This window comes from Pseudosulfitobacter pseudonitzschiae, from assembly GCF_900129395.1.
GTDB classification, from domain to species: Bacteria; Pseudomonadota; Alphaproteobacteria; order Rhodobacterales; family Rhodobacteraceae; genus Pseudosulfitobacter; species Pseudosulfitobacter pseudonitzschiae.
In genome coordinates this window covers 118,320-130,447 of the sequence record NZ_FQVP01000002.1, presented here as the reverse complement: position 1 = coordinate 130,447, position 12,128 = coordinate 118,320, and the positions used below count along the sequence as shown (strand labels likewise).

Sequence of the window (12,128 nt, the reverse complement as noted above, 5' to 3'; positions counted from 1 at the left end):
CGGCACCTCGCTTTGCTGAGCTTCCTTGATGGATCAGCAACGGCCAAGGCGCAATGGGTCAGTCCAATCCGAAAGCGATTTCTATGATCCGCGTTTCGCCCTGCCCGTTCACCAGCGCCACGTCAAAGCGTACCTTGGTCAGGCTGCCGCGCGGCATTCGGCCAAGGTACTCTTCGGCTGAGGCATAGATACGCCGCATCTGTGCAGCCGTCAGGTGGGCGGCGGCGCGGTCAAACGTCTTGCTTTGTTTGACCTCGATGAACACCAGCCCGTCGCCGTCCTGCGCGATCAGATCGATTTCTCCGCGCTTGCCACGCCAGCGCTGCTGCACCACGGGAAAACCACGGCGTTCGTAATCGGTCGAAATCCGCATCTCGGCAGATGCACCAGCCTGATAGGCCATTGCGCCGCGCAAGCGGCGTCTGTCTGTTCCAGCGGACTGCGCCACGGGTGTTTCAACAGCGGCCGCAGCCTCAGCAGGTCCCGGTGAAAAATCAAACGCCAGTTGGTTCATGCCGATCCTCAGGATGCGCCGCTGTCCCCTTTGGGCAGTGTCAGCGCCAGTTGGTACACTTTGCGACGGGGCGCGCCGTGTGCAGCCGATACGGCATCCACCGCATCGCGCATCGACATATGCCCCAACGCGTCGATCAGGTCTGACTCAACATCATCTTCCCTAATTTTTTCTAAACGTCGTGCAATCAACACGACGATTTCGCCCTTCACCGATGCGTCTGCGTAATGCTCGGCAAGTTCGGCCAGCGTGCCGCTGCGCACTTCCTCGAATTTCTTGGTCAGTTCGCGGCACACAGCGGCCTGACGCTCGCCGCCCAGAACGTCGGCGGCATCAGCCAGCATCGCCCCCAGCCGCTTGGGTGATTCGTAGAACACCAACGTGGCCTGCACATTGCCCCAGCCTTCGAGCGCGGAACGCCGGGCGGCCTTGCTGTTGTGCAGGAAACCGCCGAACAAAAACGCATCCGTCGGCAATCCGCCGACGGCCAATGCGGTCACCACGGCGCTGGGTCCGGGTGCGCAATGCACCGGCACGCCTGCGTTGCGCGCCGCGCGGATCAACTCGAACCCCGGATCGGCGATCAGCGGCATCCCTGCTTCGGACGCATAGGCCACCGACCCGCCTTCGCCCGCACGGGCCAGCAATTGCGCCACAACCTTGTCTGTACTGTGATCATGCAGCGTGTGGATGTGCCGTCCGTCCAGCGGCACGCCGTGGATATCCATAAGCCGCCGCAGGCTGCGGGTGTCCTCGGCGGCCAACACATCGGCCGAGGCCAGCACGTCCAGCGCCCGCAGTGTAATGTCGCGGGCCGTGCCGATTGGGACGCCGACAAGGTGGATGCCTTGCGGTAACGAAACTTTTTGGAAATTCAACGCTGGACCCGCCTTTCGTGACCTCTATGATCTTCGCCAAATCAAGGTGGCTTCTGCGCCGCCCAGACCCGAGGGAGTTCTCTGGACCATGTTCGCGTTTTTACAACCTGCCCGCAAGGCATTGCGCCTGCTGATACTGTCACTGTTTGCACTGGCGCTGGCTGCCTGTGACGCCGGAATGACGGGGGGCGTCAGCCGAGGCGGCCCTTCTGTTGACACCTCCAAACCTGTGCCCGTGGCCCTTTTGGTGCCGCGTGGCGGCTCTGCCTCGGACAATCTTCTGGCCAACAGCCTGGAAAACGCCGCACGTCTGGCGATGCGCGATCTGAGTGGTGTGGCGATTGACCTGCGGGTCTATGCCACGGCGGGCAATGCCGCCACTGCGGCCAGCGTCGCCACGCAAGCGGTGAACGACGGCGCCAAGATCATCATCGGTCCGGTTTATGCCGAAGCAGCCAATGCCGCAGGCGTGGCAGCGGCGAGCGCAGGCGTGAACGTGCTGGCGTTCTCCAACAACACCACGATCGCGGGCGGCAACGTCTTTGTGCTTGGGCCGACCTTCCAGACCACTGCCAATCGTTTGGTCAGCTATGCCGCCCGCCAGGGCAAATCGCGTATCGTCGTGGTCAGCGCGCAGGATGTTGCGGGTCAACTGGGTCGCAGCGCGATCCAGAACGCGATCAGCAACAGCGGTGCCACGCTGGCTGGATCGGTGGACTATCCCCTGTCACAACAGGGTGTGATCGACGCCGTGCCGCGTATCAAATCGACCGTGGACAGCTCGGGTGCCGATGCCGTCTTTATGACCTCGTCCACCGCCTCGGCCCTGCCCCTGCTGGCACAATTGCTGCCCGAGGCAGGCATTCAGCCCACCGTGACGCAATACATCGGCCTGACCCGCTGGGACATTCCGTCGCCCACATTGTCGCTGCCCGGCTTGCAAGGCGGCTGGTTTGCCCTGCCTGACCCGGCCCGCAGCGCCGCGTTCAGCGCCAAGTACCAGGCCGCTTACGGCAGCACCCCGCACCCCATCGCGAGCCTTGGATTTGACGGCATCGCAGCGGTTGGCGCGCTGGTGGCCAAGGGCAACTCGAACGCCCTGACCGGGGCGGCCCTGACGCAAGGCGCAGGCTTCCAGGGAGCATCGGGCATTTTCCGCCTGCGCAGCGACGGCACCAACGACCGTGGGCTGGCAATTGCCACCATCCGCAACAACCAGGTCGTTGTGATCGACGCGGCACCGCAATCCTTTGGCGGCGCCGGATTCTGATAAAACATGCAAGACACACACCAGCTTGCACCTCTGGCGGTCGACACGATCTGTCCGCCAGAGGACATTTTTGATGCAGCTGCCTTTGCCCAGGCGCTGATCAAGGCGCAACAAGACGATGCCGCGCCGATGGATGTTCGCAACGCCATTGTCGGCTGGCTGCAACAGGCCCAGAAGCAAGGCCGCGCCGCCATTGCCGAAGCTTTTGCCAAGCGCCCCTTTGCCGCACGGGAAACGACGGCGGCCTATACCTATCTGACCGACCAGCTGGTGCAGGCGACGATGACGCTGGCCACGCAGGTGATCCATCCCAATGTCTCGCCCACCGCAGGCGAACGGCTTTCACTGATCGCGGTCGGCGGGTACGGCCGGGGCGAGATGGCACCGTTTTCCGATGTCGATCTGCTGTTCCTGACCCCCTACAAGATCACCGCCTGGGCCGAGAACGTGATCGAAACCATGCTATACATGCTGTGGGACCTGCGGCTGAAGGTTGGCCATTCGTCGCGCACGGTCAAGGATTGCATCCGGCTGGGCCGCGAAGATTTCACCATTCGCACCGCCATGCTGGAACACCGGTTCATCGGTGGCGATTATGCGCTGGCCGAACTGCTGGACAAGCGTTTGTGGGACGAGTTGTTTTCCGGCACCGCCCGCGACTTTGTCGAGGCCAAGCTGCACGAGCGCGACGAACGGCACAAGCGGCAGGGCCAGCGCTATGTCGTGGAACCGAACGTAAAAGAGGGCAAGGGTGGGCTGCGTGACCTGCAGTCGCTGTTCTGGATTGCGAAATACATTCACGGCGTTCAGGACACCGCCGACCTGGTGCAACTGGGTGTCTTTACCGAAGACGAATTCGCCAGCTTTGCCGCCGCCGAAAGCTTTCTTTGGGCGGTGCGCTGCCATCTGCATCTGCTGACGGGTCGGGCCACAGAGCAGCTGACCTTTGACATGCAGGTCCAGGTGGCCGAGGCCATGGGCTACGAGGACAAGGCGGGCCGACGCGCGGTCGAGGTGTTCATGCAGGCCTATTTCCTGCATGCCACCGAAGTGGGCGACCTGACGCGCATCTTCCTGACCGGGCTTGAAGCGGATCACCTGAAGGCCGAGCCGCTCTTGGAGCGCCTTCTGGGCCGCCGCCGCAAGATCAAATCCGGCTATGAGGTGATCCACAACCGCATCGCCATCATCGACGACGCCGCATTCCTGGCCGATCCGCTGAACATCCTGCGTCTGTTCGAAGAGGCGCTGCGCACCGGCATGCTGATTCACCCGGATGCCATGCGTCTGGTCAAAGCGAACCTGAAGCTGATCGACGACACGGTGCGCAACTCGCCCGAAGCACAGCGCATTTTCATGGATCTGCTGCTGAAACACGGCAACCCCGAGCGGGCACTGCGGCGGATGAACGAGTTGGGTGTTCTGGGCGCCATCATCCCCGAATTCAAACCCATCGTGGCGATGATGCAGTTCAATATGTATCACTCCTACACCGTCGACGAACACATCATCCAGACGATCATGAGTCTAAGCGAGATCGAGAATGGCGACCTCGTCGAGGACCTGCCGGTGGCCACCTCGATCCTGAAATCCGGGGTGAACCGGCGGGTGCTGTATGCGGCGCTGCTGCTGCACGACATCGGCAAGGGCCGCGAAGAAGATCATTCCATCCTGGGGGCGCAGATCGCCCGCAAGGTCGGCCCGCGGCTGGGCCTGAAACCGGACGAGGTGGACACGGTGGAATGGCTGGTGCGCTATCACCTGCTGATGTCCGACATGGCGCAGAAACGCGACATCGCCGATCCGCGCACCGTGCGCGACTTTGCCAAGGCGGTGCGCACTGTCGAACGGCTCGACCTGTTGTGCGTGCTGACGGTCTGCGACATTCGCGGGGTCGGCCCCAACACATGGAACAACTGGAAGGCCGTGCTGATCCGCGCGCTGTACCGCCAGACCCGCACCGCGCTGGAAGACGGCATGGAGGCGCTGAACCGCGAGAACCGGGGTGCCGAGGCCAAGAAGGCCCTGCGCACCGCCCTCGCGGATTGGCCGCGCAAGGATTTGCAGACCGAGACAAGCCGCCATTACGATCCTTACTGGCAGGGCTTGCACCAGACCGCCCATGTGGTCTTTGCCAACCTGCTGCGCGGAATTGGCGATGACGAGATTCGCATCGACCTGCACCCCGACGAAGACCGCGATGCCACGCGGGTCTGTTTCGTGATGCAGGATCATCCGGGCATCTTTGCACGGCTGGCCGGTGCTCTGGCGCTGGTCGGGGCCAACGTCGTGGATGCCCGCAGCTATACCACCAAGGACGGCTATGTGACCGATGCGTTCTGGATTCAGGACGCCGACGACACGCCCTATGATGCCAGCCGCCTGCCCCGCCTGCGCAAGATGATCGAACGCACACTGCACGGCGAGGTTGTCACCCGCGAGGCCATGGTGGACCGCGACAAGGTTAAAAAGCGCGAGAAAGTGTTCCGCGTCCCGACGCATATCACCTTCGACAACGACGGTTCCGATATCTACACGATCATCGAGGTCGACACCCGCGACCGCCCCGGTCTGTTGCACGATCTGGCACGCACGCTGGCGTCATCCAACGTCTATGTCGCCAACGCGGTCATCGCGACCTATGGCGAACAATGTGTCGATACCTTTTATGTGAAGGATATGTTCGGGTTGAAATACTATACCCCAAGCAAACAGAGGACGCTGGAAAAGCGGCTGCGCGCCGCCATCGTCGAAGGTGCACAACGGGCCGAGCAGTGACACAGGCCCCATGGCCAGTGTGACAGGATGCGGGCGGCGTCACGCGGCCCGCAGCACATCCTGTACCAGATGCACCCAGACATCCGCCCCCGGCACCAGCCCGGCGTCGTTGAAATCATAATCGGACGCATGCAGCGGGCGGGCGCCGGCGCCCTCTGTGCCGTTGCCCATCAGGAAAAAGCATCCCGGACGCGCCATCGCCATATGGGCGAAATCCTCGGAGAACAGCTTGGGGAAGCACGTGGCATCGACATTCGCGGCACCCAGCGCCGCGGTGGCGGCACGGGCTATGGCCTCGACCGCTTCGGCGTCGTTAATCGTGGGCGCAAAGATTGTCTCATAGAGCACCTCGCCCGTGACGTCATGGGCGGCGCATGTCCCCGCCACCAGCTCGCGCATCCGCGCCTCGATGGTCGTATTGGTCTCAGGCGACAGCGCCCGCGCGTCGCCTTTCAGGAGCGCACTTCCGGGCAGCACATTGCGCCCGCCGTCTGCGATGAATTCAGTGACCGAAACCACGCCGTTCTGCGCCGGGTCCAGCTTGCGCGATACGATGGTTTGCAGCGCCCCCACGACCTGCGCGCCCACAACGATGGCGTCTACACCCAGGTGAGGCAGTGCCGCATGGCCGCCACGTGCCCGAATACCGATCTCGAACAGTGCCTCGGACGCCGTCATCGGCCCCGCACGCGTTTCCATCTGCCCCACGGCCAGTCCGGGCATGTTGTGAATGGCAAAGACCTGATCCACTGCGAACCGCTCGAACAGCCCGTCCGCGATCATGGCCTGCGCACCCTCGCCGTGTTCTTCGGCGGGTTGGAAAATGAACACCACCCGCCCGTTGAACTGCCCATGCGCCGACAGATGTTTCGCCGCGCCCAGCAGCATCGCCATATGCCCGTCGTGGCCACATGCGTGCATCACGCCGCTCGTCACGCTGGCATGTGCCACGCCCGAGGTCTCGCGGATCGGCAGCGCATCCATGTCCGCCCGCAGCCCCACCGCACGCCTGCCATTGCCCCGCTGCAACACGCCGACCACGCCGGTCTGGCCAATGCCGCGATGCACCTCCAGTCCAAAGCTTTCCAGCAGGTCGGCCACGCGCGCGGCGGTGCGTGTCTCGGCAAAGCCCAGCTCGGGGTGGGCATGGAAATCATGCCGCCAGGCGGTCATCTCTGCGGACAGGTGGGCGGTGTCTGCTTCTGGCATAAAGCGTCCTTTGCGATGTGTTCCGATCCATCAAAACGATCTTCCCGACAAACTCAAGTTTTGCGCCCGTTGCGTCCCGCCAGGGGCAACAATGACATCAACAAACCACATTTATGCACATCCGGGCCAGTCCGGCAGGAAACTGCGCAAAAACTGCTGCAGTGCCGTGCCCCATCTGCACGGCGCGCAGTCATCATCGCAACAGCCCCTTGTCACGCCCCTGCCTGACCCGCTAGGCCCTGATCCAGACCTGCATCCCGAAAGGCCCACCCTGTGAAACCCATCCGCCTTATGTCCGGCTTTCTGACTGTCGGAGTGTGGACGCTTATGTCGCGCGTCCTTGGCTTTGTGCGCGAGATCCTGATCCTGTCGCTGATCGGACCCGGCCCGCTGATGGATGCCTTTGTGGCGGCGTTCCGGTTGCCCAACATGTTCCGCCGTTTCTTTGCCGAAGGTGCCTTCAACGCGGCCTTTGTTCCGATGTTCTCGGCCCGGCTTGAGAGCGAAGACAATCCGCGCGGCTTTGCCAATGATGCGCTCAACGGGCTGATGTTCGTTACCTTGCTGCTGACGGCACTGGGGCTGGTGTTCATGCCTGCGCTGGTCTGGGCCACGGCAGGCGGGTTCGATGCACAGCGGTTCGATCTGGCCGTGGGCTTTGGGCGGATCACCTTTCCCTATATTTTCTTCATGTCCCTGTCGGCACTGTTCTCTGGCATTTTGAACGCCACCGGGCGCTTTGCGGCGGCGGCGGCGGCACCTGTGCTGCTGAACATCTTCGTGATTGTTGCCATGCTGATCGCCAGCAAGATCGGCGGCGAAGCCGTGATCTGGCTGGTCTACACCATTCCATTGGCAGGCATCGCCCAACTGGCCCTGACATGGACCGCCGCATCCCGCGCAGGCTTTTCGCTGAAACCCGGATTGCCCCGCTGGACACCCGAGATGCGCAAGATGGTGATCGTTGCCGTGCCTGCGGCACTGGCCACCGGCGTGATGCAGATCAACCTTGTGGTGGGTCAAGTCGTCGCCTCGCAGTTCGACAAGGCCGTGAGCTGGCTGTTCGCCGCGGACCGTCTGTACCAGCTGCCGCTGGGCGTGGTCGGCATTGCTGTGGGCATCGTGTTGCTGCCCGACCTGTCGCGCCGGCTCAAGGCAGGCGACGATGCGGGCGCGCGCAACGCGCTGAGCCGTGCCGCCGAGATATCGCTGGCCTTGACCATCCCGTCGGCCGTGGCGCTGATGGTGATACCGCTGCCGCTGACCTCGGTGCTGTTCGAACGCGGGGCAACCGGGCCGGACGATGTGGCGGCCATTGCCGTGGCAGTGGCCATCTACGGTCTGGGGCTGCCCGCCTTCGTGATCCAGAAATTCCTGCAACCGCTCTATTTTGCCCGGTCCGACACCCGCAGCCCGTTCCGCTATGCGTTGTGGACGATGGGTGTGAACGCAGTGCTGGCCGTGGGCCTTGCCCCGGTGATCGGCTGGCTTGCCCCTGCCATTGCCACCACGGTGGCTGGTTGGGCCATGGTCCTGATGCTGCGCCATGGCACCCGCCCGATGGGCGAGGTTGCGCGATTTGACGACCGCTTTCGCAAACGCATCTGGCGGATCATTCTGGCCTCTGCCTTCATGGGCCTGTGCCTTTGGGCGATGGCACTGGCGCTGGCGGGGGCATTGGACACCCCGGGGCTGCGGTATATCGCCTTGCTGGTCCTGATCCTTGCCGCAGCCGTCAGCTACTTTGGCACAGGCCACCTGATCGGGGCGTTCAAGCTTTCGGACTTCAAACGCGCGGCCAAACGCAAATAGGTGACTGCTTCATCTTGCCGGACAAACTCCGGGGGGGCGCCCCCGAAGCCGCCTCAGCGGCGCTGGATCATCGCGCGCAACCGCATCCAGCCGCCCGGCACCACGACCAGTGACAGCATGAAACCGCAAACGAACCCCGCCAGATCGGCAACCCACTCGAACCCGGTTTCAAAGAAGATCCCGAACAACAATTGCAGCCCCATCAGGACGCCGATCAGCGAGAACGCCTGAAATTGCTGCCCGCCGGTGCCCGCCAGCCTTTGCCACATCAGAAAGGTATAGGCCCCGATCAACCCGTAAACGGCGGGAAACGCCCCGATCAACCAAGGCGCATCCGTGACCAATCCGTACACAATGGCGCCAAATATGGCCGAGAAGAAAAAGACAACCAACACCGCAAGCTGCCCCATGACTTCGCCCACCAGCTTACCCAGCGCCAACAGGATCACGCCGGCAAAGAGCGTGCTGGAAAACCCGGAATGCACAAAGGGATAGGTGACGAACCGCAGCAGGTGTTCCCACGGGAAGATCCCGTTTGCCAGCATCCAGTCAAAGGCGATGCCCGAAAACCCGTAATCGCGCAGCGCAGCGAGCCGCCAGCCCACGGCACCGGGGCCGCCGATGATGCCCGCCGATCCCAGCGACAGCACGGCCTCGACCCCCATGATCGCGGCGAACAGGGCCCAGACCACGGGCGGCAAGGGGTTTACGGGGGGCTGCATATCGGGGTGCATCTGTGGCTCTCCTTGACGGGACTTTGGCGCATGGGTAAGCCAGCCACGCACGAATGCCCAGAGGGGAACCCAAATGACTGACGCTCCTGCATCGCAATTCACGCCGCGCGTGTTCTCCGGCATCCAGCCGTCGGGCGGCCTGACCCTTGGCAACTATCTGGGGGCGCTCAAGCGGTTCTCGGAAATGCAGAACGAAGGCCGCGACTGCATTTACTGCATGGTGGACCTGCACGCGATCACCGTCTGGCAAGACCCTGACAAGCTGCGCCACAACACGCGCGAGTTGACCGCAGGCTTTATCGCCTCGGGCGTCGATCCTGAAAAATCCATCCTGTTCAACCAGTCCGCAGTGCCCGAGCACGCGCAACTGGCGTGGATTTTCAACACCGTGGCCCGCATGGGCTGGATGCAGCGCATGACCCAGTGGAAGGACAAGGCCGGCAAGAACGCCGAAAAAGCCTCGCTGGGGCTGTTTGCATATCCGGCGCTGATGGCCGCCGACATTCTGGTCTATCACGCGACTCACGTGCCGGTGGGCGAGGACCAGAAACAGCACATCGAGCTGACCCGCGACGTGGCGGCCAAGTTCAACCACGACTATGGCGTCGATTTCTTCCCGATGACCGAACCGGTGATCGAAGGCGCGGCCACCCGCGTGATGTCCTTGCGCGACGGGTCCAAGAAAATGTCAAAATCGGACCCGTCCGACGCCAGCCGCATCAACCTGACCGACGACGCCGACACCATCGCCAAGAAGATCCGCAAGGCCAAAACCGATCCCGACGCCCTGCCATCCGAGGCCAAGGGGCTGGAAGACCGCCCCGAGGCGCGCAATCTGGTCAACATCTATGCCGCATTCACCAACCAGACCGTTGACCAGGTTCTGGCCGAAGTCGGTGGCAAGCAGTTCGCAGAGTTCAAGCCGATGCTGGCCGATCTGGCCGTGGCCAAGTTGTCGCCAATCTCGACCGAGATGGCGAGGTTGCTGGATGACACCGCCGAGATCGACCGCATTCTGGCACGCGGTGCGGAACAGGCGCGCGAAATCACGGTCCCGATCCTGAAAAAGACCTATGAAATCGTCGGGCTGGTTGGCGCCTGAACCACCTTTCACGACGTTTCCAAATCACAAAGGGCGGGTGTTGCGGCATCCGCCCTTTGCGCATCTGTGCACCGACCCTGCGCGCGGTCTCGCCTTTTGTGCGGGGATGGCGCAGTCTATTTGTAGGTCAACCACAGTCTCAGGAGGCACCCATGCCCGGCAAAGTTCCCGCCGACACCCGCGTCGGCCACGTTCATCTGAAAGTCTCCGACCTTGATCGGGCCATTGCCTTCTATGGCGATGTGTTGGGCTTTACACTGACCCAACGCTATGGCGCCGACGCGGCCTTTCTCGCGGCGGGGGATTATCACCACCACATCGGCCTGAACACATGGCACTCCAAAGGGTCCGGCCCCGCGCCGGACCGCGCGCCGGGCCTGTATCATTCGGCCTTTGTGTTTCCGGACCGGGCCAGTCTGGGGGCAGCGCTGAAACGTGTTGTCGAGGCGGGTATTCCGCTGGACGGCGCCGCAGACCATGGCGTGTCCGAAGCCGTCTATCTGCGCGATCCCGATGGCAACGGCGTCGAGTTGTACCGCGACCGCGACCCCGCCGACTGGCCGCGTGATACCCAAGGACAGTTGAAAATGGTCAACAGCCCGCTTGATGTTAATGCCCTGCTGGCCGAAGCCGCCTGAACACACATTTTTCTACCCCAGTGCATCGACAATCCTGACGGTCTCGGCCACCCTGCGGCAAAACAGGAGACAGCAAATGGCGACGGGATTTTTCTGGGACGAACGTACATTCTGGCACGGGGGCGGCAACTATGCCTTTACCCTGCCCGTCGGCGGGCTGATACAGCCGCTGGCTGCCGGTGGACTGCCCGAAAGCCCCGAGACCAAGCGGCGGTTGGTCAACCTGATGAACGTCACCGGGTTGATGGGCGAATTGGACGTGCGCACCGCATCCGAAGCGTCGACCGAGGCGCTTTTGCGCGTCCATCCGCAAAGCTATCTGGATACGTTCAAGGAAATGTCCGACAACGGCGGCGGTGAGTTGGGCCTGCGTGTGCCTTTCGCCCGTGGCGGTTATGAGCTGGCTGCGCTGTCGGCGGGCCTGTCGATTGCGGCGGTCGAGGCGGTTCTGACAGGGGATGTGCAAAACGCCTATGCGCTCAGCCGCCCGCCCGGCCACCACTGCCTGCCCGATTACCCCAACGGCTTTTGCCTGATGGCCAACATCGCCATCGCCATCGAGGCCGCCAAGGCCAAGGGGCTGGCGGGGCGCGTGGCCGTGCTGGACTGGGACGTGCACCACGGCAACGGCACCGAGGCGATTTTCTATGAGCGCGACGACGTGCTGACACTCTCGTTCCACCAAGAGGGCAACTATCCGCTGGACACCGGCGCACTGGCCGACCGAGGCAAGGGTGCGGGCGAAGGATACAATATCAACCTGCCGTTGCCTGCGGGCGCGGGACACACCGCCTATTTGCACGCAATGGACCGCGTGGCCATACCTGCAATTCGCGATTTTGCGCCTGATATCATCATAATCGCCAGCGGCTATGACGCGTCGGCCGTTGATCCGTTGGCGCGGATGATTGCAACGGCAGACACCTACCGGCAGATGACTCACAAGGTCAAAGACCTGGCCGCCGAAGTTTGCGATGGCAAGCTGGTGCTGGTCCACGAGGGCGGATATTCCGAGGTTTACGTCCCCTTCTGCGCCCATGCCGCAATCGAGGCCATGTCAGGCAGTGCCATCAATCTGGCGGACCCCTTCGGCGTGACCTTTGAAGTGCGCCAGCCCGGAGCACGTTTCGATGCCTTCCTGATCGCCGAGATCGACCGGATGGCGGAGGAATTGGGCCTTTAATCCGCAAGCA

Annotated in this window: 10 protein-coding genes; 6 read left to right on the top strand and 4 right to left on the bottom strand. The window is 62.8% G+C overall.

Annotation, left to right across the window (positions count from 1 at the left end; all coding sequences use genetic code 11):
- Positions 1–58 precede the first annotated feature (58 nt).
- Together BUC08_RS05035 and rsmI are read right to left on the bottom strand one after the other, a co-directional pair.
- The gene (locus tag BUC08_RS05035; RefSeq protein ID WP_073194159.1) at positions 59–514 is read right to left on the bottom strand and encodes a YraN family protein; all 456 of its coding nucleotides are present in this window, start codon (positions 512–514) and stop codon (positions 59–61) included.
- A gap of 8 nt (positions 515–522) precedes the next feature.
- Positions 523–1,392: a 16S rRNA (cytidine(1402)-2'-O)-methyltransferase gene (rsmI, locus tag BUC08_RS05030; protein ID WP_037926760.1), complete on the bottom strand. Its 870-nt coding sequence runs from the start codon at positions 1,390–1,392 to the stop codon at positions 523–525.
- A gap of 88 nt (positions 1,393–1,480) precedes the next feature.
- On the opposite strand from rsmI, the gene BUC08_RS05025 reads away from it, so the two are divergent.
- On the top strand, positions 1,481–2,662 hold the full coding sequence (locus tag BUC08_RS05025; protein WP_037926762.1) for a penicillin-binding protein activator: 1,182 nt from the start codon (positions 1,481–1,483) through the stop codon (positions 2,660–2,662).
- Positions 2,663–2,668: 6 nt separating this feature from the next.
- Entirely contained in the window at positions 2,669–5,440 is a 2,772-nt protein-coding gene (locus tag BUC08_RS05020) for a [protein-PII] uridylyltransferase (protein WP_037926765.1), read from the top strand.
- Positions 5,441–5,479: 39 nt separating this feature from the next.
- On the opposite strand, the gene BUC08_RS05015 is transcribed toward BUC08_RS05020, so the two are convergent.
- Entirely contained in the window at positions 5,480–6,649 is a 1,170-nt protein-coding gene (locus tag BUC08_RS05015; protein ID WP_051694381.1) for a M20 aminoacylase family protein, read from the bottom strand.
- Between the two features lie 273 nt (positions 6,650–6,922).
- Here BUC08_RS05015 and murJ point away from each other — a divergent pair, with 273 nt between their 5' ends.
- Entirely contained in the window at positions 6,923–8,461 is a 1,539-nt protein-coding gene (murJ, locus tag BUC08_RS05010; RefSeq protein ID WP_037926768.1) for a murein biosynthesis integral membrane protein MurJ, read from the top strand.
- A gap of 53 nt (positions 8,462–8,514) precedes the next feature.
- On the opposite strand, the gene BUC08_RS05005 is transcribed toward murJ, so the two are convergent.
- Positions 8,515–9,195: a rhomboid family intramembrane serine protease gene (locus BUC08_RS05005; RefSeq protein ID WP_037926771.1), complete on the bottom strand. Its 681-nt coding sequence runs from the start codon at positions 9,193–9,195 to the stop codon at positions 8,515–8,517.
- Between the two features lie 73 nt (positions 9,196–9,268).
- Here BUC08_RS05005 and trpS point away from each other — a divergent pair, with 73 nt between their 5' ends.
- The 3 genes from trpS to BUC08_RS04990 all read left to right on the top strand — a co-directional run bounded on the left by trpS (position 9,269) and on the right by BUC08_RS04990 (position 12,118).
- Positions 9,269–10,297: a tryptophan--tRNA ligase gene (trpS, locus tag BUC08_RS05000; RefSeq protein WP_037926774.1), complete on the top strand. Its 1,029-nt coding sequence runs from the start codon at positions 9,269–9,271 to the stop codon at positions 10,295–10,297.
- A gap of 152 nt (positions 10,298–10,449) precedes the next feature.
- Positions 10,450–10,935, top strand: a complete 486-nt coding sequence (locus BUC08_RS04995; protein ID WP_037926777.1) for a VOC family protein — start codon at positions 10,450–10,452, stop codon at positions 10,933–10,935.
- Positions 10,936–11,011: 76 nt separating this feature from the next.
- Entirely contained in the window at positions 11,012–12,118 is a 1,107-nt protein-coding gene (locus BUC08_RS04990) for a class II histone deacetylase (protein WP_037926780.1), read from the top strand.
- Positions 12,119–12,128 lie beyond the last annotated feature (10 nt).